This is a genomic window from Ruegeria hyattellae (assembly GCF_041537925.1).
In the GTDB taxonomy this organism is placed as follows: domain Bacteria; phylum Pseudomonadota; class Alphaproteobacteria; order Rhodobacterales; family Rhodobacteraceae; genus Ruegeria_C.
The window spans coordinates 578,837-600,282 of the sequence record NZ_JBGOSH010000001.1 but is presented as its reverse complement, the minus strand read 5'-3'; the positions used below and the strand labels follow the sequence as shown (position 1 = coordinate 600,282).

The window sequence follows — 21,446 nt, the reverse complement described above, 5'->3', positions numbered from 1 at the left end:
GCTATGCCATGTCAAAATGATGCAGGAAGCGGTCGCGCACGATGCCTTCCTCTTCCGGCATTACATGCGGTTTCTGCCAGTCCTTTCCAGCGAACGCGGCCAGCGAGGCCACTGAGTCCCAAACCATCACCAGACAGAACTCGTTTGGCGTTTCTGGCCGGGGCAGTCCGGCGGTGATCGAGACCAGCCCTGATTGCTCGCGCATCAGGGGCAGTGCGGTTTGGGTCAGGAACGTGCGGAACTCGTCCACGCGTTCCTCATAGATAACGGCGCGGAATATGCGGATGATCATGTTGGCCTCCCTCGTCTGGTGGAGGCCATTCTAGCATAGATGCGTCAATCTCAGTGTGCCGGGCGGATAAACGTCCCGTTTCTGAGGTCGCGCATCGCCTGTTGCAACTCGGCCTGCGTGTTCATCACGATCGGCCCGTGCCAGGCCACCGGTTCGGCAATTGGCGCGCCCGAGATCAGCAGAAACCGCACGCCGTCGGGACCTGCCTGCACCGTGATCTCATCCCCGGTGCCGAACCGCACAAGCGTGCGGTCGCCGGACATGTCGCGGATATTGACCTCTTCGCCCGCCACCTCTTTCTCCAGCAACACGCCCGAGGGGGCAGCGGCATCAGCAAACGCGGCCTGACCTTCGAACACATAGGCAAAAGCGCGCCGGTAGGTGTCGATACGAAAGGTTTTGCGTACGCCCGCCGGTACCCGGATATCCAGATATTGCGGGTCTGCGGCGATACCGTCTACCGGGCCGGTCTTGCCCCAGAACGACCCCACGATCACCTTCACGCGCGTGCCATCATCGTCGATCACCTCGGGGAACTCGGCCGCGGCCACGTCCTGATAGCGCGGTGCGGTCATCTTCTGGCTGGCGGGCAGGTTGCCCCAGAGTTGAAAGCCGTGCATCTGGCCCATCGCGTTGCCGTGTGGCATCTCCTGATGCATGATCCCTGATCCTGCAGTCATCCATTGCACGTCGCCCGCGCCCAGAGTGCCAGAATTGCCCAGCGAGTCGCTATGTTCGACGGTGCCCGACAGCACATAGGTGATCGTTTCGATCCCGCGATGGGGATGCCAGGGAAAGCCGCGCAGATAGTCCTCGGGGCGGTCATTACGGAAGTCGTCGAACAGTAGAAACGGATCCAGCTCGCTGGGGTCCTGAAAACCAAAGGCGCGGTGCAGCTTCACACCGGCCCCTTCGACATGCGGCATGGCTTTGCGGGTTTCGATAGTGGGTCTGAGGGACATATCCCGTCTCCTGAAACGTCGGTTTGGCGCAAAACTATGGGTTTCACCCGGCAACACAATTGCCACGAGCCAAACGGGTCCTGTGCGAATTTGCGCAGGGTGCTGGCGGCGATCCGGCGAATTGCCTAAACTTTGCCGATGCAGGGATCCGCCGATATCCTTTCCAAGCTTGCGCCTGACGCCCTACGCGCGGCGTTGCGGTTGATGGAGTACATGCTGGTCGAGGGCACCAAGGCGCAGGACGCCGACGAGGTGCTCACCTCGATGTCCGAACGCATCCGGGCGGCTGGCGTGCCCCTTGATCGCGCAACGTCGATCGTGCCGCTGCTGCATGCCGAAGCCGTTGCGAGCGCGCGGTTCTGGGAGCGCGGGCAAGGCGCGCGCAGCTACATGTTTCCCTATAACGAGGACAGCGGCAAAGGCTATGCCAGATCGCCCGCCGCCAAGGTGCATGATACCGGCGAATGGGAGGTTCTGTGGCTGCCCGATACCGCCGACGACACCTATGAAATCGTGCTCGAACTGAAAGAAGCCGGCTATATCCACTACGCCATGGCCCCGGTTTTCATGCGCAATGGCATGGCCAGCACATTCAGCTTCGCAACGCGGGCCAGGGGCGGGTTCTCGGAGGCGCATTTGGCCTTTCTGCACGCCGTGTTCCCGGCGCTCGCCGCCTGTCAGGAGCTGCTTGCCACACATCGCGCGATGAGCGAATCGCTGCGGATGTATGTGGGCGAAGAACCGCAAAGGCGGATCATTTCCGGCGACGTGCATCGCGGCGAGGTGATGCATATCCGGTCGGCGATTCTGTTTGCTGATATGCGGCGTTTCACCGAGCTGACCTCTAGCATGAGCGCCGAGGCGGCCACCCAGTTTCTGAACGATTATTTCGACTGCATCATTCCGGCAGTCGAGGAAAACGGTGGCGAGGTTCTGAAGCTTATCGGAGACGGCGTATTGGCCATATTTCGGGCCGATGAAGACGGGCGCGAGACCTGTGCGCGTGCTTTGCTGGCGGCAAGCGAAGGCTTGCGCCGTGTTGCAGAGCGGGGCGAATTCGAGGTCGGCATCGCGCTGCATTTCGGCGAGGTCGCCTATGGCAATGTCGGGTCGGGGATGCGGCTTGACTATACGGTTGTCGGGCGCGACGTGAACATCGCGGCGCGGATCGCTGCCCTCTGCAGCTCTGCGGACGAGACATTGTTGATGTCGCAGGAATTCCGGCAGCGTATCGAACGGGAGGGACGCTCGATCGGTGCTCATTCGCTAAAGGGGATCGACCATCCGAAAGAGATTTTCGCATGTAATTATTGTGGTTAAGGTTCGAACTTAATCTTCTCCACCCCACCAGGCACTTGGCTTGACCCGCCCGCCGCGTTTGCGGTCGAGCCAGAGCGCAAACCTGCGCAGGGGCGACAGCGCCAGTTTCAGCCAGAGCCGGTCGCGCAGGCGCGAATAGTCCCGGTTGAACGGGCAGACCCGCATGCAGATCGCGCAATCGGTGGATAGCTTGGCCCAGAATGAAAAGCACTTCTCGGCATCCGAGGTCCATTTGCGCACGCCTTTGATCGCCGAGACATTGGCCGTTTCGGTCGACGGTGGACCATAGGGCAACGCCTTGACCGGGCAGGCATCGGCGCATTTGGTGCAGATGTCACAAAATGCCCGCACGCCCAGCGGGCGCGGCAGGTCATGGGCAAGCGGCAGATCGGTGAAGATCTTGGAAAACCGCAGGCGCGGGCCGAAGTCCGGTGTGATCACCATCTGGTTGCGGGCATACTCGCCGAGGCCCGCCTTGATCGCATAAGGGATCACCAGCGCGGTGTCATTCATCGACGGCACCGCCCGGTAGCCCAGATTGCGGATATACCCCGCCACCTGCATCACAACCGACGCCTCATGACTGTATTCCCGGCCCGTCGCCGCTCCGGCCAGCGCCGAGGGGTAGGTGGCGACCAGATCCTTGTCCATCTCATGCCCCAGCACGATCACCGAGGTCATGCCTTCGGGCAGGTCCGACGGCGCCTCGCTCATGTCGCGGGTGTCCACGCGCGCGATGTAAAGCCAGCGCGCGTCCAACTCGGTGATGCCACAGAGGTCTGCACCAAAAAAGGCGGCCACGCGCTTGATTTCCGACGACATTTTTTCTGGATCATCGATTTCGAGCGCCTTCGGCGCAACCGGAGTGTCATCGCTGATCGCGGCCTGAAACCCTTCGCGCCGCCCCTGATCGGCATGGCGGTTGGTCATCACGTCCGAGATCAGCCAGGCCGCGTTGCGCAGGGCAAAATCACGCTGCGAGAATCCGTCGCCCCGACGCGGCGTCGCGTCCATCCGATAGGAGTTGAAGAACCTCTCGCTATGTTTGGATTTGACTTGCTCGTCCCACATCGCGCGCGTGAAGATGTCGTTGCGCTGGCTGAAGCGCTCGAAGGCGTCCGTCACCTCGATCCCGGCGGCGGCATCACTTGGCCGGGTCAAGTCGTCGCGATTGGCAGGGTAGATCATACGGTCAGGCTAGCGGCGTGGGGAAGGCCGGGCAATCCCCCCTGTTCGCTGGCTGTGTGATGCGGTAGGCAGACGGGCGGAACAGGTGGAGTGGCAGCATGTCGGATGAGGTTTTGGCGGTGGTTGAAGCATCTGCGCCCCGGCGCTGGTTGGCGATTTTCATGCTGGGCGCTCTTGGGGCTTTGCTGTTCTATGTCGCGCTGGCAACGCCGCCTGCGCCGGGATGGCAGTTGTTTCTGATCGGGGCAGGGGGCGTGTCGGTCTGGCTCGCTTTGCGTCTGTACCGGGCGACTGCACATCGGATCGAACTGACCGCAACCCAACTGCGCAGCAGCGAAGGAGAAGTGATCACCGAGATTACCGAAATCGAGGGACTGGATCGCGGCGCGTTTGCCTTCAAACCGTCAAACGGGTTCCTGCTGCGCACAAAAAAACCCGGTGGCCGTAACTGGCAACCGGGGCTTTGGTGGCGTCTGGGACGCCGTATCGGTATCGGCGGGGTCACGCCCGGTTCTCAGGGCAGATTCATGGCCGAGGCCATCGCCACCCTGATGGCGGAGCGGAACTAAAGCTCTGCTCGCACCAGACCAGTGAAACGGGGCCGGGTGAAAACAAGGTTTTCCATGTCGGTGATATCCACACCAACCGCAAAGGGCGGAACATAGGTGTTGGAAGTCTCGACCAGAATGACCCGTTCCTCATCTGGCATGATTGGCAGGCGGTCGCGAATTTCCGCAAGCTGAGTGTCATCCAGTTCATCCGCAAAGCCGCGATTTGCCGACCAGTCCAGATAATACCCGTCGGTCTCCTCGTCGTAGTGCACGACGCTGATGCGCATGCGGCTTTCCGAGTTGGGCTGGGCCATAAGCCTGAACATGGTGGCCATCGAATCGATATAGGTGTTGTTGATCACTTCGGTCTCGCGCGAGACCAGATCACCGATCGTATAGGCCGCCTTGAGGTTCATCGCGTTGCTTCTATAGGCGTCGAGGAAGGTAAATACTGCCAGGAAAGCCCAAAACAGCATTGGCATTACCAACAGGGCTTCGAAGGAAACTACGCCGTTTTCTTCTTTCCAGAAGCGCCTAAGTCTGTGTGCAATAAAAGGTACCATGGTTTTACTGAGGCTCCTGCACAAAGGCGGTTGTTGCGACCAGCCTGTATTTTCCGTCGTCGTTGTCAGCCAAGGCAGTACCAAGCGCACTTGTGGGCATGACCGGAGCGATCTTGACGCAAGCGCGCATCACCATCAACTCGTTGCTTTGACCATTCTCGAATTTGTACTGCTGGTTGATCTCCTCGTCCCGGTCGACGCAATCGACCTCACCCGTGATGGTCAACGAGGCACGGGGATCCTGAGGCACCAGCTCCAGCTTTAGATTGCTGTCACAATCCTTAATGAAGCCTGCCCTTTCGCAAATGGTCTGCTTGACACCGTCATGCTCGAAGGTGGTGCCAGTGCTAAGCCGGATGTCACGCACCGTGATGTCCACGGCCCGCTCCAGCATCCCACGATGGATGTTAAGCATCGCCATCTCGGCGCCAGAGGCGATCAGAAAAATGAAGACGGGAAACACAATCACGAATTCGATGGTCGCAGTGCCGTCCTCGTTTCTTAGAGAACGGCGGAGCCGTTTCAGGAAACGAGGTTTCATTGTGTCAACCTCAGTTTGCGGATCGAAGATCCGATGGACGAGAAGGCTTGGTCAATCGTCACCTCATTGGATGCGTCACCGACTTTGTAGAAATGATTGTCCGAGCTTGCGCAGTAGTCCAGCAGGGTCGCGCCCGCTGCCGGAGCCTCGAAGGCAATGCTATAGATATAAGTGCCGCGCTCAGCGGATTTCACCAGATCGCACATCGCTCTGACGCGCTGATCCTTGGTTTCGCTGTAGGTCCAGTCGACAACCGAGTTGTACCAGTTGTTCGCGCCGGAACTGCCCATCCAGTCATCAAGAAGGTTGCGCACAAAGCGGACGGTGGTCTGTTCCCAGAGCTCGACATAATCAAGCCGTGTCGCGTTTCCACCTTCTTCTTTGGTTTCGGTTTGGTTTTCGTACCAGCAACCATAGTAATTGCAGACGCGAACACGGGTTTGGATGTCATACTCCGATCCGGGCTGCGCGCCATAGGCATGGTCCTGCCAGATACCTTCGTGATGCCAGTAATACTGGTTGGTCGATTCCTTGTAGCTGGAATAGACCTCTTCCTGGGCATTCCACCAAATAGTCGACGGTCCTTCCCGGTAGGGCGCTTTGATCGCACCCTGATAGGTATTTGCACCATCGGTCATCAACACGATCACCTTCATCGCGTCGCCGCTGCTGTATGAGGATGGCCGATCGGCAAAATCACTGGGAATAGTGGCGCTCTCGGATCCGTCGGCCATGCCGGCAATCATGTCGGCGACGCTGTCATCAAGCAAGGCCGAGCCCCATTTCATGCCCAGATCGATCGATGTGTTGCCCCAGGCCGTCAGGTCGTCGATATAGCTATTGATTGCGCCGGCGTCCTTCTGGAACAGCAAGATCTCGCGATTGTTGCGGGGAACGCTGGCGTCGGTCTCGTTGTGCGGGCTTTCGAAGCGAACACCATCGTCGCACATCTCAAAGTGCACGCGCTGAGCGTTTGGTCGGTTATCATACGAATACGTGCTGCTGGAAAAGTTCCAAGAGCTCATATGAAGCGTGCGCTCGCGTTCGCGCGAGAGGTCCATGGACGTCGACAGGAACTCGTCATCTGCAAAGTTGAGGCAGTTGGCATGATCATTCTGACCGCTCAGGCTGAGATAGGGCAACATGCTGTCCGGAAAAGACACCTGCGTCGCATAGGGGATGATCGAGATCGAAAGATCACCGTCACGAGTATTCGCCGACATCTGGTTGACGAAGTTCTTCGCCGCAACCTTCAGGTCGACAAGGCGACTATGATCGTTCATTGAACCCGAAACGTCGAGCACCAGCGAGATCTCGACCTCGCCGATCCGTTCTTCGGCAATGCTGTGGGCCTGCACGCTTAATGTGTCGACACCGGAGATGTGCATGAATTGTGTCGGGAAGCTGGACCGGGCCGTGGCCTCGACGATCCGGTAACCCAGCGGGCCGATATTCTCTTCGCCTGATCGTTCCGGGGTAACGATGATGTCGGTGTCTCGATCGATGTACTCCTGCAGCCCCTCCTTTGTCAGATAATCCATGACCACGTCCTTGGGGTCCTGGGTCTGATCGAGGTCGGCGGCAGCCAGCACGGCCCGGTCAAGAACGCTCTGAAGGCGGGCCCGGTCGCGCTCGTGACGCATCACGTCGACGCCGATTCCACCCAAAGCGACGATAATCAAGAAAATGTAGCACGAGAAAATCGTCATGGTTCCCGTGTCATCTGACAGAAAAGACTTACTGCGTTTTTGAATTTCTTTTACCGCACGACGCCCCCATACGTGCGGTTCAGTAACATGTTTGCGCATACTACACCTCTATCCCCCGGATCGTTTGATCCACTTCCGAAGAGTTTCTTCGACTAACCTAGATGCGCTGTGAACATGGCGATAATGGGGCAAAACCCGCCCTAAAGGTAGATGAATAGGGGCTTTTCGAGGACACTTAAGCGTGCATTCGGGCTTCTGTTTCCCGCGAGGCGACAGTGCCACAATGCTGCCCTCTGGCCGAGCGATTCGTGTCAGAGACCTGAAAGAGACGTTACCGGAGTGCTCAAAAATGTCGCATAGCTGTGCCGAACCTGCTTAAGGTGAAAAAAATACTCGGTGTGTATCTCGAGTCGCAGAAGGTCAGGGAGGACCAATATGAGCCCAAGGAACGAACCCAGTTTTCGTGAGAGTGTGGATCTGATGTTCAACAGGGCGGTGGCCCTTATGGACCTGCCTCCGGGCCTCGAAGAAAAGATACGGGTTTGCAACGCCACCTACACGGTACGGTTCGGTGTGCGGCTTCGCGGTCAGATCCAGACCTTCGTCGGCTACCGTTCGGTGCATTCCGAGCATATGGAACCGGTAAAGGGCGGTATTCGCTACGCGCCGTCGGTCAACCAGGACGAGGTCGAGGCGCTGGCGGCGCTGATGACCTACAAATGCGCGCTGGTCGAGGCGCCGTTCGGCGGCTCGAAGGGCGGGTTGTGCATTGATCCGCGACAGTATGATGAACATGAGCTGGAACAGATCACACGCCGCTTTGCCTACGAGTTGGCCAAACGCGACCTGATCCATCCCTCGCAGAACGTGCCGGCCCCCGATATGGGAACCGGCGAGCGTGAGATGGCCTGGATCGCGGACCAGTACATGCGCATGAACACGACCGACATCAATGGCCGCGCCTGTGTCACCGGCAAGCCGATCAATGCGGGTGGCATCCAGGGCCGGACCGAAGCCACCGGGCGCGGCGTGCAATACGCCCTGCGCGAGTTTTTCCGCGACAAGCGCGACATGGCAAAGGCTGGCATGACCGGCTCGCTCGACGGCAAGCGCGTGATCGTGCAGGGCCTGGGCAATGTGGGCTTCCACGCCGCCAAGTTCCTGGCCGAAGAGGACGGCTCCAAGATTATCGGCATCATCGAGCGCGACGGCGGTATCTTCAACGCTGACGGGCTGGATGTGGAGGGCGTGCGCAATTGGATCGTCAAACATGGCGGTGTGTCGGGCTTCCCGGATGCCACCCATGTGGAGGACGGTGCGGTTCTGCTGGAGGAGGACTGCGACATCCTCATTCCGGCGGCGCTGGAAGGGGTCATCAACCTCGGCAATGCCGAGCGCATCATGGCGCCGCTGATCATCGAGGCCGCCAATGGCCCGGTCACAGCGGGCGCAGATGAGGTGCTGCGCAAGAAAGGCTGCGTCATCATTCCCGACATGTATGCCAATGCCGGTGGTGTGACCGTATCTTATTTTGAATGGGTCAAGAACCTCAGCCATATCCGCTTTGGCCGGATGCAGCGCCGCCAGGAAGAGGCGCGGCACCAGCTTGTGATCGACGAGCTGGAGCGTCTGGATCGGTATCTGGGCGACGCCTGGTCGATGACGCCGGAGTTCAAGAACAAGTATCTGCGCGGCGCGGGCGAGCTGGAGCTAGTGCGCTCGGGTCTCGATGACACGATGCGGATCGCCTATCAGTCGATGCGCGATGTCTGGCATGACCGGGCCGATATCGAGGACTTGCGCACGGCGGCCTATATTGTCTCGATCGAAAAGGTCGCGGCCAGCTATCGGGCCAAAGGGCTTTGACCGATCATGGCGGGCAGGGATCTGACCTTCGGCTGCGCATGTGGCAAGCTGCGCGGTGTCGTGCGCGGTGTTTCACCGCGAAATGGCGCGCGCGTTGACTGCTACTGCAAGGACTGTCAGGCCTTTGCCCGCCTTCTTGGCGCCGATCACATCCTGGATGAGAACGGCGGAACCGCGATCTATCAGACCCTTCCGGCCCGGCTGGAGCTGACCGAGGGTGTTAAAAACCTTGCCTGCCTGCGGCTGACGCCGAAAGGGACCTATCGCTGGTACGCCAATTGCTGCAACACCCCTCTTGCCAACACGGGCGGTCCGAAACTGCGCTTTGTGGGCACGCTGCTGGCCGGTTACAAACCCGGTGAGATGGCGCAGGTGATGGGGCCACCCACGGCCGTGGTCAATGTCAGCGCAGAGGCGGCCGAAGCCGGGGTGAAAGCACGGGGCATGGCGGCGCTGACGGCCAAGATCCTGTGGCGGCATTTCAAGGCGGGCTTCAGCGCGCAAACCCGCAGAACGCCGTTTTTCGACGCAACCGGACACCCGGTGGTCACGCCAGAGCTTGCCCCGCGCAGGTGATCTGCGATCGGGTCGGTCATGGACAAGTATCTGTCGAAAACCGCTTAGGTCCGGACCCAATCCGCCTATAGTCCTGAAGAGGCGCGCTTCATCGCGCCGACGGGGAGGGTGACACATGCGGTTTTCCGGGCTGCGGGTCCTGAAAGAGGGGCTGACCGGCAACAAGGGCTGGGCGCCGCACTGGCGCGATCCCGAGCCGAAATCGGAATACGACATCCTGATCATCGGCGGTGGTGGGCATGGGTTGAGCACCGCCTATTACCTGGCCAGGGAACACGGGTTGACCAATATCGCGGTGCTTGAAAAGGGCTATATCGGTGGCGGCAATGTCGGGCGCAACACCACCATCGTGCGCGCCAATTACTTTCTGCCTGGCAACTCCGAGTTCTATTCCCATTCGCTGAAGCTCTGGGAAGGGTTGGAAGAGGACCTGAATTACAACGTCATGCATTCGCAGCGCGGCGTCATCAACCTGTTCCACTCGGACGGTCAGCGCGATGAGGCGGCGCGGAGGGGCAACATGATGATCAGCCAGGGCGACGACGCGATCCTGCTGGGGCGTGACGAACTGCGCAAGATGTTGCCCTACCTCAAATACGACAATTCACGCTTCCCGATTTATGGCGGGCTCTATCATCCGCGCGGGGGAACAGCCCGGCATGACGCGGTGGCCTGGGGGTTTGCGCGTGGCGCGGATCAGCGCGGCGTTGATCTGATCCAGAACTGCGAGGTCACCGGCATCGACATCGCAAACGGAGCGGTGACCGGCGTGCAGACCTCGCGCGGTCCGATCAGGGCCAAAAAGGTCGCGATGGTCGCTGCGGGTCGGTCTGGGCAGGTGGCGGCGATGGCGGGCATGCGCCTGCCGATAGAAAGCCATGTGCTACAGGCCTTTGTGACCGAGGGGCTGAAACCATGCATCGACCATGTGGTGACCTTCGGTATGGGCCATTTCTATATCAGCCAGTCCGACAAGGGCGGTCTGGTTTTTGGCGGCGATCTGGATTTCTACGCCTCTTATGCTGCGCGCGGCAACCTGCCCACGGTCGAACATGTGATGGAGGCGGGGGTGACCCTGATGCCGATGATCGGCAAGGCGAAGGTCCTGCGCAGCTGGGGCGGGATCATGGACATGTCACCCGATGGCTCACCGATCATCGACCGAACTAATACCGAGGGCCTCTACCTGAATTGCGGTTGGAACTACGGCGGCTTCAAGGCGGTGCCAGGCTCGGGCAATGTCTTTGCCCATCTCATCGCGACCGGGACATACCACGAAAACGCAACCGGTTTCCGGCTGGACCGTTTCCGCACCGGGCGCGGGATCATCGACGAAGAGGGTAAAGGCTCTCAGCACAATCTACACTAGGGGCCGGCGCAAGCCGGATTTGGGAATGTTCAGAACCAGCAAACATGGGATAGCGCCATGAGGATCACCTGCCCGCATTGCGGCGAGCGCGACCGGCGCGAGTTCTACTATCGCGGGGCTGCGGTCGATCTGGAGCGCCCTGCGCCCGATGCAGGGGCCGGGGCCTGGGACAGCTTTGTCTATCTGCGCGACAATCCGGCGGGCGAAACCCGCGACCTCTGGTATCACGAGGGCGGCTGCGGCGCTTGGCTGGTGGTGACCCGCAACACCGTGACCCATGCGGTCCTGAAAACCGAGCTTGCGTCGCAGGCGCGCTCATGAGGATTGCGGGCAAGGGGCTGATCGACCGGGACAAACCGATGCCGTTCACCTTCGATGGCCGGGCGTATTCCGGTTTCGAGGGCGACACGCTTGCCTCGGCCCTGCTGGCCAATGATGTGCGGCTGATGGGGCGTTCCTTCAAATATCACCGTCCGCGCGGCGTGCTGACGGCGGGCAGCGAGGAACCCAACGCGCTGGTCACTCTGGGCGATGGCGGCCGTCAGGAGCCCAATATCCGCGCCACGGTGCAGGAGATCTATCCAGGGCTTGCCGCGCGCAGCCAGAACCGCTGGCCGTCCCTCGATGTCGATCTGATGGCGGTGAACGATTTGGCGGCGCCGTTTCTTGGGGCGGGGTTCTATTACAAGACCTTCATGTGGCCGCGCAGTTTCTGGGAGAAACTTTATGAGCCGGTGATCCGGCGCGCGGCGGGACTGGGCGCACTGTCGGGTGCGTCCAATACCGACCGCTATGAAAAGGCCTATGCCTTCTGCGATCTGCTGGTGATCGGAGCGGGCCCTGCTGGCCTGATGGCGGCGCTGGTGGCGGGCCGCGCCGGGTCCGATGTCATTCTGGCCGATGAAGACGCCCGGATGGGCGGTCGCCTGCTGGCTGAAACGCTTGCGGTGGACGGGCAGCCGGGTGTGCTCTGGGTCGATAAGGCGCTGGAGGAGTTGCGCGCGCTGCCCAATGTGCGGCTGATGACGCGCACCACCGTGACCGGGGCCTATGATCAAGGCACGTTCTCGGCGCTGGAACGGGTGTCGCATCATAGCGGTCAATGCCCCTCTGGTGCGGTGCTCGAGACCTTCTGGCGGATCGTTGCAAAACGCACGGTGCTGGCGGCAGGCGCGCTGGAACGGCCCATCGCCTTTCGCAACAACGACCGGCCCGGCATCATGATGGCGGGGGCGGTGCGGGCCTACCTGAACCGCTGGGGCGTCGCGGCGGGCAAGCGCGTGGCGATCTTCGGCAACAACGATGGCATTCACCGCACCGCCCGCGATCTGTTGCAGGCGGGCGTTCATGTGGCGGCAATAATCGATAGCCGCCACGATGCACCCTTGTCGGATGACTATCCGGTCTATCGCGACGCCCAGGTCTGCGACACCTCGGGGCGCAAGGGGCTGGAGGCGATCACCCTGCGGCGCGCCAGCGGGATTGACCGGATACAGGCCGATTGCCTGGCGGTGACCGGCGGGTGGAATCCGTCGCTGCACCTGACCTGCCACATGAATGGCCGCCCGGACTGGCGGCACGACATCGCAGCCTTTGTCCCGCGGGACGGCGCTGTGGCGGGACTGCGTGCCGCAGGTGCTTGCAACGGCGCGTTCTCGACCGCCGCCTGTCTGCGCCAAGGGGCCGAGGTCGCCTGCGCAGCCTTGGCGGACCTGAACATCACGCCCGTCGATATGCCGATCCCGCAGGCCGAGGATGCAGCGGACACGCTGTCGCCGCTCTGGGCCGTGCCGGGGCGCGGGCGGGGCTGGCTCGACTTTCAGAACGACGTCACCGTCAAGGACGTCAAACAGGCGGCCACCGAAAACTTCCGCTCGGTCGAGCACATGAAGCGCTACACGACGCAGGGCATGGCCACCGATCAGGGCAAAAGCTCGAACGTTGCTGCACTGGCGGTACTGGCGGACGCAACCGGGCGGGCCATCCCCGAGACCGGAACCACCAGTTTCCGTCCGCCCTACACGCCGACTGCCATCGCCGCGCTGGGCGCCGGTGGCGAGGGCGAGGGTTTCGCGCCGCAACGCTTCACAACCTCTTATCCGGTGAGCGTTGCGCGCAATGCGCCGATGGTCGAGGCGGGGCTCTGGTACCGACCCAGCTATTTCCCGAGCTCCGGAGAGACCACCTGGCGGCAATCCTGCGACCGCGAGGTAAGCATGGTGCGCGAGGCGGTAGGCATCTGCGATGTCTCGACCCTGGGCAAGATCGATCTTCAGGGCCCCGATGCGGCGGCGTTTCTGGATTTTGTCTACACCAACATGTTCTCGACCCTGAAGGTGGGCCGCGTGCGCTATGGGCTGATGCTGCGCGAGGATGGCCATGTCATGGATGACGGCACCACCGCGCGTCTGGGTGAGCATCACTATCTGATGACCACGACCACCGCAGCGGCGGGCGAGGTGATGCGGCATCTGGATTTCGTGCATCAGGGGCTGCGGCCCGATCTGGACGTGCGGTTCACCTCGGTCACGGAACACTGGGCGCAATTTGCCGTGGCCGGCCCGAAATCGCGCGCGGTTCTCGAGGCCGTTCTGGGCCAGAACCTCTCGGATGAGGACTGGCCGTTCATGGCCTGCGGTCCGGTGCGCATCGGCGATGTCGAGGGGCGGCTTTTTCGCATCTCTTTCTCAGGCGAGCAGGCTTACGAGATTGCGGTGCCGTCGCGCTATGGCGAGAGCTTATTCGAGGCGCTGACAGAGTCCGCCGAGGCCGAGGGTGGCGGGCTCTACGGGATGGAGGCGCTGAACGTTCTCAGGATCGAGAAAGGCTTCATCACCCATGCCGAGATTCACGGGCGTATAACCGCGTTCGACATCGGTATGGGTCGCATGGTCTCGGCCAAGAAGGACTGCATCGGCAAAACCATGTCCGAGCGCCCCGGCATGACCGAAGACAGCCGCGAGCAGCTGGTGGGCCTGAAACCGGTGGGCGAAAGCCGCGAATTGTTGGCAGGCGCGCATCTTTATCGCGAAGAGGACAAGCCGGTACGGCAGAACGACCAGGGCTATCTGACCTCGGTTTGTTTCTCGCCGACGCTGGGCACGATGCTGGGGCTGGGATTTCTGAGAAACGGACGGGCGCGTCATGGCGAGGTGGTCAAGATGACCGACCATCTGCGCGGGGTCGAAACGCTGTGCGAAGTGGTCGACCCGATCTTCTTTGACCCGGATGGAGGGCGGATGCGTGGTTGAGCTCAAGGAGATAACACCCTGCGCGGGGCTGCTGCCCGTGACGATCGGACCGGTCTCGCTGACCGAAGAGGCGAGCGCGCGCTTGACCGCGCTTTCGCCCTACAAGGGGCGGCAGAAATTGCTCTCAGACGTATTGAAGGCGGCGCATGGCATGGGTTTCCCCGCGCCCAATCGGGTGACGGGCAAGGCGGGTGCGCGGGCGCTCTGGTTCGGTCAGGGGCAGGCCCTGCTGATGGGGCCGGACCCTGATCCGGGGCTGGGCGAGCATGCCGCGATCACCGATCAGTCAGATGGCTGGGCCATGGTGCGGCTGGAGGGTGCGGGCGCCGAGGATGTGCTGGCGCGTCTGGTACCGGTCGATCTGCGGCGGCCGCAGTTCAAGCGGGGTCACACCGTGCGCAGCATGATCTTTCACATGAGCGGGTCGATCTCGCGGGTCGATGACAGCGGCTTTTTGATCCTTGTTTTCAGGTCCATGGCGGCGTCGCTGGTGCATGATCTGAAAACGGCGATGGAAGCCGTGGCAGCGCGCGGGTAGTCTTGCCGGGTCTTTACTGATTCCGGAGTATACCCATGATCCGCTATGTGCTTGCAGCCTCTCTGTTAGCGACGCCCGTTCTGGCCAAGGAAACCAAGGAGGAAAGCTGCGGTTATCAGGCCCAGGTCATCCAGGCGATCCAGAAGGCGCGGCTGGACCGGGTGAAAGAGGCAGATGTGGCGGCTACGATCGCGGCCAGCAACCCGACCTGGCCCGCGAAATACAGCGCCGCGATTCCGCAATTCGTGCCTTGGGTCTACCAGCAGAATAAGCGTGATCTGCGAAATACCGATCTGGGCGCGCAATTGCAGACCCAATGTCTTGAGAACTGGGATAAGATCCAGAAGATGCAGAAACAGCTGAAGAACTGATATGTCGCTGCCGCCCGGCTTTCTGGATGAATTGCGCAGCCGCGCCAGCCTGTCACAGGTGGTGGGGCGCAAGGTCATGTGGGACCCGCGTAAATCCAATCAGGGCAAGGGCGACATGTGGGCACCATGCCCGTTCCACCACGAAAAAACCGCCTCCTTCCACGTCGATGATCGCAAGGGGTTCTATTACTGCTTCGGCTGCCACGCCAAGGGCGATGCGATCAGCTTTGTGCAAGAGACCGAGAATGTCTCGTTCATGGAAGCGGTAGAGATCCTGGCGCGCGAGGCGGGTATGCCAATGCCTGCGCGCGACCCGAAGGCACAAGAGAAACAGGACCGCCGCACGCAACTGGCCGAAGTGATGGAACAGGCGGTGCAGTTTTTCCGCCTGCAACTCAAGACCGGAGCAGGGACGGCGGCGCGGGACTATCTGGTGCGGCGCGGTCTGGACGGGGCCGCTGCCGAGCGGTGGGAGATCGGCTTTGCCCCCGATGGTTGGCAAGGCCTGTGGGATCATCTACGTGGCAAGGACGTCGAGGAAGACCTGATCATCGGCGCGGGGCTGGTCAAGCCCTCGACCAAGGGTGGCAAACCTTATGATACTTTCCGCAACCGGATCATGTTTCCGATCCGCGATGTGCGCGGGCGCTGCATTGCGTTTGGTGGCCGTGCGATGGACCCCAATGACAATGCCAAATATCTGAACTCGCCCGAGACCGAGCTTTTTGACAAGGGGCGGAGCCTCTATAATCACGGGCCCGCGCGTACTGCAGCGGGCAAGGGCCTGCCGTTGATCGTGGCCGAGGGGTACATGGATGTAATTGCACTGGCCGAGGGCGGTTTTGGCGCCTCGGTTGCGCCGCTGGGCACGGCAGTTACCGAACATCAGTTGCAACTGCTCTGGCGCATCGCCGATGAGCCGATCATCGCGCTGGATGGCGATACCGCCGGTCTGCGTGCCGCGATGCGGGTGGTCGATCTGGCCCTGCCGCTGTTGGAGGCGGGAAAATCCCTGCGCTTTGCGCTGATGCCCGAAGGCAAGGACCCCGACGATCTGATCCGGGCAGAAGGGCCGGCGGCGGTGCAAACCGTGCTGGAGAGCGCGGTGCCGATGGTGCGCCTGCTTTGGCAGCGCGAAACCGAAGGCAAGGTTTTTGACAGCCCCGAACGCAAGGCGGCGCTGGACAAGAGACTGCGCGAAAAGATCAAGCTGATCCGCGACCCGTCGATTCGGTCGCATTACGGGCAGGAGATCAAGGACTTGCGTTGGGAGTTGTTCCGCCCGCAGCGCAAACCGAAACAGGGCAACTGGCAGCCGCGCGGCAAATGGCAGCCACCCAAGCCGACGCCGCTGCCACAAACCCGCGCCTCGCTGCTGGCGTCGCAAGGCGAACAGAGCCAGATCCAGATGCGCGAGGCCGTCATTCTGGCGGCCGCCATCGCAACGCCCGAAATCGTGGTCCAGTTCGAGGCGCAAATCGAAGAGATGGAATGCCGCGATCCCGACTACGCGGCACTGCGCGACGCGGTCTTACTCCATGCGATTGATGCGCCGGAACAACTGTCGGACCGAATTTGCGAGGCGCTTGGCCCCGAGGCCCTTGAAAACCTGCATAGGCTTCGCCATGTCGCCATCAGCCCCTGCGTGCGCCGACCTGGCGATGTCGAACTGGCCGAGATGACTCTGGCTGAAGAACTCGCAAAACTCACCGCACTGCGCGGGCTGACCGCTGAGATGGCAGAAGCACGTGAAGAGATTGCCGAGCTCGAAGACGAGGCGGTGACCTGGCGCGTGGCGCAGGCCGCCGAAGAGCACAATCGCGCCAGTCGCTCGCAGAATGAGGACAAGGCGATCTTCGACGTGGCCGACAATGGCGCGCGAATCAAGCGGGACGAACGAGACGCTCTGGATGCTATCGTTTCGGGAATCAACTTTGAACGAAAACGCCGTTAGGGGCGTTTTGCTAAGGAACACGTAGAAAAAAGCGGGTAAACGGGTAGCCGAATCAGATCTTCGCGCTAATGATTCGTTTCAGCCGAATCACCCAGCCCTGCAGGAGCATTGAATGGCCGCCAAAGACACCAACGACGACCGCAAGCCCGACGAACAGGAACCTGAAACATCGCTGGACATGAGCCAGGCCGCGATCAAGAAGATGATCGCAGAGGCCCGCGAGAAGGGGTACATCACCTACGATCAGCTCAATCAGGTGCTGCCGCCCGATCAGGTCAGCTCTGAACAGATCGAGGATGTGATGTCGATGCTCTCGGAAATGGGCATCAATATCATCGAGGATGAAGAGGCCGAAGAGGAAGAGCAGAAAGGCTCGACCGATCTGGTCACCACCGAGGGTGCGCGCGAGGTCACGCTGGCCAGCGCCGCCACCGAAAAGCTGGATCGCACCGACGACCCGGTCCGCATGTATCTACGCGAGATGGGCAGCGTCGAACTGCTCAGCCGCGAAGGCGAGATCGCTATCGCCAAGCGGATCGAGGCCGGGCGCAACACGATGATCGCGGGGCTGTGCGAAAGCCCGCTGACCTTCCAGGCGATCACAATCTGGCATGACGAACTTCTATCCGAAGACATTCTGCTGCGCGACGTGATCGACCTTGAAACCACCTTTGGCAACCAGCTGGGTGACGAGGAAGACACCGAAGCACCGGTTGTCGCGCCCGCCGCGGCGCCAATAGATTCGACGAAACCGGCCAATACCGATCAAGGGCCGGAACTGGATGCCGATGGCAACCCGATTGTCCAGGACGACGATGACGACGAGGACGAACAGGCCAACATGTCGCTCGCGGCGATGGAAGCGGCCCTGAAGGATCAGGTGCTGACCACGCTGGAGCGGATCTCGTCGGATTACGCGCAACTTAGCGAAATGCAGGACAACCGCATTTCAGCCACGCTGAACGAGGATGGCTCGTTCAGCACCACGGACGAAGACATCTACCAGGCGCTGCGCTCGGAGATCGTGGAATTGGTGAACGGGCTTCACCTGCATAACAACCGGATCGAGGCGCTGATCGACCAGCTTTATGGCATCAACCGCCGGGTAATGTCGCTGGACAGTGCGATGGTGAAGCTGGCCGACCAGGCCCGTATCAACCGCCGCGAGTTCATCGATGCCTATCGCGGACGCGAGCTTGATCCGAACTGGTTGGCCGAGATGGCCGAAAAGCCGGGCCGGGGCTGGCAGATGTTCATCGAACGCTCAACCGACAAGGTCGAGGAGTTGCGCGCCGACATGGCGCAGGTGGGTCAGTATGTTGGTCTGGATATCAGCGAATTCCGCCGCATCGTCCAACAGGTCCAGAAGGGCGAGAAGGAAGCGCGTCAGGCGAAAAAGGAAATGGTCGAGGCGAACCTGCGCCTGGTGATTTCGATTGCCAAGAAATACACTAACCGCGGGCTGCAATTTCTTGATCTGATTCAGGAAGGTAACATCGGCCTGATGAAGGCGGTGGACAAGTTCGAATACCGCCGTGGCTACAAGTTCTCGACCTATGCAACCTGGTGGATTCGTCAGGCGATCACCCGGAGCATCGCGGATCAGGCCCGCACCATCCGTATCCCGGTCCACATGATCGAGACGATCAACAAGCTGGTCCGCACCGGTCGCCAGATGCTGCACGAGATCGGGCGCGAACCAACGCCGGAAGAACTGGCCGAAAAGCTGCAGATGCCGCTGGAAAAGGTCCGCAAGGTGATGAAGATCGCCAAGGAACCGATCTCACTGGAAACACCGATTGGTGACGAGGAAGACAGCCAGCTGGGCGATTTCATCGAGGACAAGAATGCCGTGCTGCCGCTGGACAGCGCCATTCAGGAAAACCTCAAGGAAACTACGACCCGCGTGCTTGCCTCGCTCACCCCGCGCGAGGAGCGGGTCCTGCGGATGCGCTTCGGTATCGGCATGAACACCGACCACACGTTGGAAGAAGTCGGTCAGCAGTTCAGTGTTACCCGCGAACGCATCCGGCAGATCGAGGCCAAGGCGCTGCGCAAGCTGAAACACCCCAGCCGGTCGCGCAAGCTGCGCTCGTTCCTTGATCAATAGAATTCTGGTCATTTGATCGCGCGGCTAGAGACTATCTTCTTGAGTATGGGACTGGCCTGTTTGGCCACTTTCATTGCTTACAAGTTCGGATTGATCCTCGGGCCTAGGGCCCTAAGCTTTTTCGGCTGGGGCTTCTTTTGTCTTGGAATGGCCATGGTCTTGCCGCCCGCTATCGCAGCTGGGTTTTGGCAGCATACGAAAGGCCATGTCAGTGATGCCCGGGATAATGAAGACATGCAAATCGTTCGCTTCAACTATTCGATGAACGGTTCTGTCCATTCAGGCGAGATCAAGGAAACGGGAAACTGGCAGCCCGGCGACACAATTGGTCTGTTGGTCAATCCTTCGGAACCAACACAGTATTTTGCACCGACGAACACGCGGCTTTTGTTAGGTTCTTTGTTTGTTGTGTTCGGAGCGTTGATTGGGTCGGGCCTACTTGTTCTTGATTTCTAGAAGTATTTTCTAACTTTCAAAGCATCGAACTCCCAAACCCGCCCGGCAGATCGAGGCCAAGGCGCTGCGCAAGCTGAAACACCCCAGCCGGTCACGCAAGCTGCGGTCTTTCCTGGATCAGTAAGCTCCGATCACATCGACAAGCCCTTGAACCCGCTGGTTTTCCAGCGGGTTTTTTGCGATATTGGGCAAAGTCGCTGACAAGCACGTGACGCGCCGTTTCCTCGCGGCGCGAGACACCTATCTATAGGTAAGTTCAGATCAGACAGGATGTATCGCCATGAAAACACTCTTTCTTCCCGCGGCACTCGCTGTTGTTACACAAGCTACTCTGGCTTCGGGGGCAACTCCGGATTTTGTGTCCAACCGGGTTAACATCAATCAGGTGAATGCCAATGTCTTTGAGGCCATTCCGAGAGGCGCGACAAATACGGACCGCATCTGGTGCGCGGCATCAGAGTATGCGGTGCGACGTCTGGGGGCGGACTGGCGTCAGTCACTCTATGTAGAGCGGGGCTATGGCCGAAGCGTCACCACGGGACGCCCGACTTCGGTCCAATTCACGCTTGATCCCAAAGACACAGGCCTTGCACCCAGAGAAAGCGGTTTCAGTTTTCAAGCCGGGGCAAATGTGTCAATCCAGTTGGCGAATACTCGGTGCGCTGAGATCCCGTTTCGCATGGACTAAGCCAACGGTGCTTTCTTTATCGTTGCTCAGGTGAAATCGACCCTTGCCTATCAGTGATTGACCGTACGGCCTCAGGGCCGCCCCGTCGATAACGGAAATTTCGTAATGAGACTATGGGACTAGCATGCAATCCAAGCTATCTTACATCCAAGGATTGTTAGCGAGGTTTCCGAAATGAAGAGATATTTGGCTTTGGCAGGTCTTGCGCTTGCCTCCGCATGTGAGGTTCCGACTGGAGGAGAGGCGCCCAAATATGCCTTTGTGTCGCCTTATGGTCCGCGTGTGAACCCGGTCGATGCCAACGAATTCGAGGTGATCCTGAACGCCGGCGGTGCCTTTGACGGCTACTGGTGTGGGGCTGCGGAATATGCGCGGCGGAAACTCGGTGCAGCTTGGTCGGACCGCGTCTATGTCGCCAGCCCGATCAGCCAAAGTATCACCACCGACCGGCGCTCGGCAGTCCGCTTTACGCTTGATCCCGCGGCGCTGGGGATCACGCCCACAGACGAGACCTTTCGGATCGGCATCAATGTGGGCAACAACATGTCCATCACGCAGGCAGATATGCGTTGTAGCACTGCGCGCCCGTTTTCGCTCGGAGGAAGAGGCTGACCACTGACCGGGATATGCAGGGCATTGATCCGCAGTGCGCTCCAACTCGGGGACAGAAACGCAGGTGAACCGGGAGCTTCAGATCCAAACGCAGGGCCAGGGCCTTTATGAGGTGACGGGGCAGGTGTGCGACGCCGTGACCGGCGGCGGTGACGGGCTTCTGACCCTGTTCGTGCGCCATACCTCCTGTTCGCTGCTTGTCCAGGAAAATGCCGATCCCGAAGTGCAAACCGATCTGAAAGCCTTCTTTCGCCGGTTGGTGCCGCCTTCGGATCACCCATCGATGTCTTACCTGCGCCATACCTATGAGGGGCCCGACGATATGCCCGCCCATATCAAGGCGGCGCTGTTGCCGGTCAGCCTGCAAATCCCGGTCTCGGGTGGTGTGCCGATGCTAGGCACCTGGCAGGGCGTTTATCTGTTCGAACATCGCGACGCACCGCATAAACGCCGGATCGCGCTTCATTTCGACTAATGACACACCATAATCTAGCGGTGCATTTTTCCGGCTACCCAAAATGCAGAGGGT

Annotated in this window: 21 protein-coding genes; 15 read left to right on the top strand and 6 right to left on the bottom strand. The window is 60.4% G+C overall.

The features are described 5' to 3' along the window. Position 1: 1 nt before the first annotated feature. On the bottom strand, positions 2-292 hold the full coding sequence (locus tag AB1E33_RS02955; protein WP_372575752.1) for an antibiotic biosynthesis monooxygenase family protein: 291 nt from the start codon (positions 290-292) through the stop codon (positions 2-4). A gap of 50 nt (positions 293-342) precedes the next feature. After that, entirely contained in the window at positions 343-1,254 is a 912-nt protein-coding gene (locus tag AB1E33_RS02950; RefSeq protein ID WP_372575751.1) for a pirin family protein, read from the bottom strand. A 138-nt stretch (positions 1,255-1,392) separates the two neighbouring features. Here AB1E33_RS02950 and AB1E33_RS02945 point away from each other — a divergent pair, with 138 nt between their 5' ends. Beyond that, on the top strand, positions 1,393-2,574 hold the full coding sequence (locus AB1E33_RS02945; protein WP_372575750.1) for an adenylate/guanylate cyclase domain-containing protein: 1,182 nt from the start codon (positions 1,393-1,395) through the stop codon (positions 2,572-2,574). 9 nt (positions 2,575-2,583) lie between these two features. Here AB1E33_RS02945 and AB1E33_RS02940 read toward each other — a convergent pair whose 3' ends face one another. Beyond that, positions 2,584-3,762, bottom strand: coding sequence for a 4Fe-4S double cluster binding domain-containing protein (locus AB1E33_RS02940; protein ID WP_372575749.1), 1,179 nt, complete (start codon positions 3,760-3,762; stop codon positions 2,584-2,586). A 98-nt stretch (positions 3,763-3,860) separates the two neighbouring features. Between AB1E33_RS02940 and AB1E33_RS02935 the strand changes: the two genes are divergently transcribed. Next, complete coding sequence (locus AB1E33_RS02935; protein WP_372575748.1) at positions 3,861-4,331, top strand: hypothetical protein; 471 nt, start codon at positions 3,861-3,863, stop codon at positions 4,329-4,331. Here the strand turns inward: AB1E33_RS02935 and AB1E33_RS02930 are convergent. The 3 genes from AB1E33_RS02930 to AB1E33_RS02920 form a co-directional block, all read right to left on the bottom strand. Then, positions 4,328-4,789, bottom strand: coding sequence for a pilus assembly protein (locus AB1E33_RS02930; protein ID WP_372575747.1), 462 nt, complete (start codon positions 4,787-4,789; stop codon positions 4,328-4,330). The genes AB1E33_RS02935 and AB1E33_RS02930 overlap by 4 nt on opposite strands. A 91-nt stretch (positions 4,790-4,880) precedes the next feature. After that, a complete protein-coding gene (locus AB1E33_RS02925; protein WP_372575746.1) occupies positions 4,881-5,417 on the bottom strand; it encodes a TadE/TadG family type IV pilus assembly protein in 537 nt (178 codons plus the stop codon). Then, positions 5,414-7,126 carry a pilus assembly protein TadG-related protein gene (locus AB1E33_RS02920; protein WP_372575745.1) on the bottom strand — a complete coding sequence of 571 codons (1,713 nt, stop codon included), beginning with the start codon at positions 7,124-7,126 and terminating at the stop codon, positions 5,414-5,416. The genes AB1E33_RS02925 and AB1E33_RS02920 overlap by 4 nt, the downstream gene beginning before the upstream one ends. A 435-nt stretch (positions 7,127-7,561) precedes the next feature. On the opposite strand from AB1E33_RS02920, the gene AB1E33_RS02915 reads away from it, so the two are divergent. From AB1E33_RS02915 to AB1E33_RS02855, 13 genes are all read left to right on the top strand, one after another. Continuing rightward, positions 7,562-8,992, top strand: a complete 1,431-nt coding sequence (locus AB1E33_RS02915) for a Glu/Leu/Phe/Val family dehydrogenase (protein WP_372575744.1) — start codon at positions 7,562-7,564, stop codon at positions 8,990-8,992. A 6-nt stretch (positions 8,993-8,998) separates the two neighbouring features. After that, positions 8,999-9,568 (top strand): DUF6151 family protein, encoded by a 570-nt coding sequence (locus tag AB1E33_RS02910; protein ID WP_372575743.1) that lies wholly within the window; start codon positions 8,999-9,001, stop codon positions 9,566-9,568. A gap of 115 nt (positions 9,569-9,683) precedes the next feature. Next, positions 9,684-10,937: a sarcosine oxidase subunit beta family protein gene (locus AB1E33_RS02905; protein WP_372575742.1), complete on the top strand. Its 1,254-nt coding sequence runs from the start codon at positions 9,684-9,686 to the stop codon at positions 10,935-10,937. A gap of 57 nt (positions 10,938-10,994) precedes the next feature. Then, positions 10,995-11,258, top strand: coding sequence for a sarcosine oxidase subunit delta (locus AB1E33_RS02900; protein ID WP_372575741.1), 264 nt, complete (start codon positions 10,995-10,997; stop codon positions 11,256-11,258). After that, positions 11,255-14,188 (top strand): sarcosine oxidase subunit alpha family protein, encoded by a 2,934-nt coding sequence (locus AB1E33_RS02895; RefSeq protein ID WP_372575740.1) that lies wholly within the window; start codon positions 11,255-11,257, stop codon positions 14,186-14,188. The genes AB1E33_RS02900 and AB1E33_RS02895 overlap by 4 nt, the downstream gene beginning before the upstream one ends. After that, positions 14,181-14,726 carry a sarcosine oxidase subunit gamma gene (locus tag AB1E33_RS02890; protein ID WP_372575739.1) on the top strand — a complete coding sequence of 182 codons (546 nt, stop codon included), beginning with the start codon at positions 14,181-14,183 and terminating at the stop codon, positions 14,724-14,726. The genes AB1E33_RS02895 and AB1E33_RS02890 overlap by 8 nt, the downstream gene beginning before the upstream one ends. Positions 14,727-14,761: 35 nt before the next feature. After that, positions 14,762-15,097, top strand: coding sequence for a hypothetical protein (locus tag AB1E33_RS02885; RefSeq protein ID WP_372575738.1), 336 nt, complete (start codon positions 14,762-14,764; stop codon positions 15,095-15,097). A gap of 1 nt (position 15,098) precedes the next feature. Continuing rightward, positions 15,099-17,051 (top strand): DNA primase, encoded by a 1,953-nt coding sequence (dnaG, locus tag AB1E33_RS02880; RefSeq protein ID WP_372575737.1) that lies wholly within the window; start codon positions 15,099-15,101, stop codon positions 17,049-17,051. A 112-nt stretch (positions 17,052-17,163) separates the two neighbouring features. Next, entirely contained in the window at positions 17,164-19,161 is a 1,998-nt protein-coding gene (gene rpoD / locus AB1E33_RS02875) for an RNA polymerase sigma factor RpoD (protein WP_372575736.1), read from the top strand. Positions 19,162-19,200: 39 nt separating this feature from the next. After that, positions 19,201-19,617: a hypothetical protein gene (locus tag AB1E33_RS02870; RefSeq protein ID WP_445758217.1), complete on the top strand. Its 417-nt coding sequence runs from the start codon at positions 19,201-19,203 to the stop codon at positions 19,615-19,617. Between the two features lie 280 nt (positions 19,618-19,897). Next, positions 19,898-20,305, top strand: coding sequence for a hypothetical protein (locus AB1E33_RS02865; protein WP_372575735.1), 408 nt, complete (start codon positions 19,898-19,900; stop codon positions 20,303-20,305). 174 nt (positions 20,306-20,479) lie between these two features. Next, a complete protein-coding gene (locus AB1E33_RS02860; protein ID WP_372575734.1) occupies positions 20,480-20,917 on the top strand; it encodes a hypothetical protein in 438 nt (145 codons plus the stop codon). Between the two features lie 64 nt (positions 20,918-20,981). After that, on the top strand, positions 20,982-21,392 hold the full coding sequence (locus tag AB1E33_RS02855) for a secondary thiamine-phosphate synthase enzyme YjbQ (protein WP_372575733.1): 411 nt from the start codon (positions 20,982-20,984) through the stop codon (positions 21,390-21,392). Positions 21,393-21,446 lie beyond the last annotated feature (54 nt).

Excerpts from the sequence above, each read along its gene's own strand:
- AB1E33_RS02895 (WP_372575740.1), top strand. The coding sequence starts at position 11,255 with ATGAGGATTGCGGGCAAGGGGCTGATCGACCGGGACAAACCGATGCCG.
- AB1E33_RS02935 (WP_372575748.1), top strand. The coding sequence starts at position 3,861 with ATGTCGGATGAGGTTTTGGCGGTGGTTGAAGCATCTGCGCCCCGGCGC.
- AB1E33_RS02940 (WP_372575749.1), bottom strand. The coding sequence starts at position 3,762 with ATGATCTACCCTGCCAATCGCGACGACTTGACCCGGCCAAGTGATGCC.
- AB1E33_RS02865 (WP_372575735.1), top strand. The coding sequence starts at position 19,898 with ATGAAAACACTCTTTCTTCCCGCGGCACTCGCTGTTGTTACACAAGCT.
- dnaG (WP_372575737.1), top strand. The coding sequence starts at position 15,099 with ATGTCGCTGCCGCCCGGCTTTCTGGATGAATTGCGCAGCCGCGCCAGC.
- AB1E33_RS02925 (WP_372575746.1), bottom strand. The coding sequence starts at position 5,417 with ATGAAACCTCGTTTCCTGAAACGGCTCCGCCGTTCTCTAAGAAACGAG.
- AB1E33_RS02915 (WP_372575744.1), top strand. The coding sequence starts at position 7,562 with ATGAGCCCAAGGAACGAACCCAGTTTTCGTGAGAGTGTGGATCTGATG.
- AB1E33_RS02860 (WP_372575734.1), top strand. The coding sequence starts at position 20,480 with ATGAAGAGATATTTGGCTTTGGCAGGTCTTGCGCTTGCCTCCGCATGT.
- rpoD (WP_372575736.1), top strand. The coding sequence starts at position 17,164 with ATGGCCGCCAAAGACACCAACGACGACCGCAAGCCCGACGAACAGGAA.
- AB1E33_RS02945 (WP_372575750.1), top strand. The coding sequence starts at position 1,393 with ATGCAGGGATCCGCCGATATCCTTTCCAAGCTTGCGCCTGACGCCCTA.
- AB1E33_RS02955 (WP_372575752.1), bottom strand. The coding sequence starts at position 292 with ATGATCATCCGCATATTCCGCGCCGTTATCTATGAGGAACGCGTGGAC.
- AB1E33_RS02900 (WP_372575741.1), top strand. The coding sequence starts at position 10,995 with ATGAGGATCACCTGCCCGCATTGCGGCGAGCGCGACCGGCGCGAGTTC.
- AB1E33_RS02910 (WP_372575743.1), top strand. The coding sequence starts at position 8,999 with ATGGCGGGCAGGGATCTGACCTTCGGCTGCGCATGTGGCAAGCTGCGC.
- AB1E33_RS02905 (WP_372575742.1), top strand. The coding sequence starts at position 9,684 with ATGCGGTTTTCCGGGCTGCGGGTCCTGAAAGAGGGGCTGACCGGCAAC.
- AB1E33_RS02885 (WP_372575738.1), top strand. The coding sequence starts at position 14,762 with ATGATCCGCTATGTGCTTGCAGCCTCTCTGTTAGCGACGCCCGTTCTG.
- AB1E33_RS02920 (WP_372575745.1), bottom strand. The coding sequence starts at position 7,126 with ATGACGATTTTCTCGTGCTACATTTTCTTGATTATCGTCGCTTTGGGT.
- AB1E33_RS02950 (WP_372575751.1), bottom strand. The coding sequence starts at position 1,254 with ATGTCCCTCAGACCCACTATCGAAACCCGCAAAGCCATGCCGCATGTC.
- AB1E33_RS02930 (WP_372575747.1), bottom strand. The coding sequence starts at position 4,789 with ATGCTGTTTTGGGCTTTCCTGGCAGTATTTACCTTCCTCGACGCCTAT.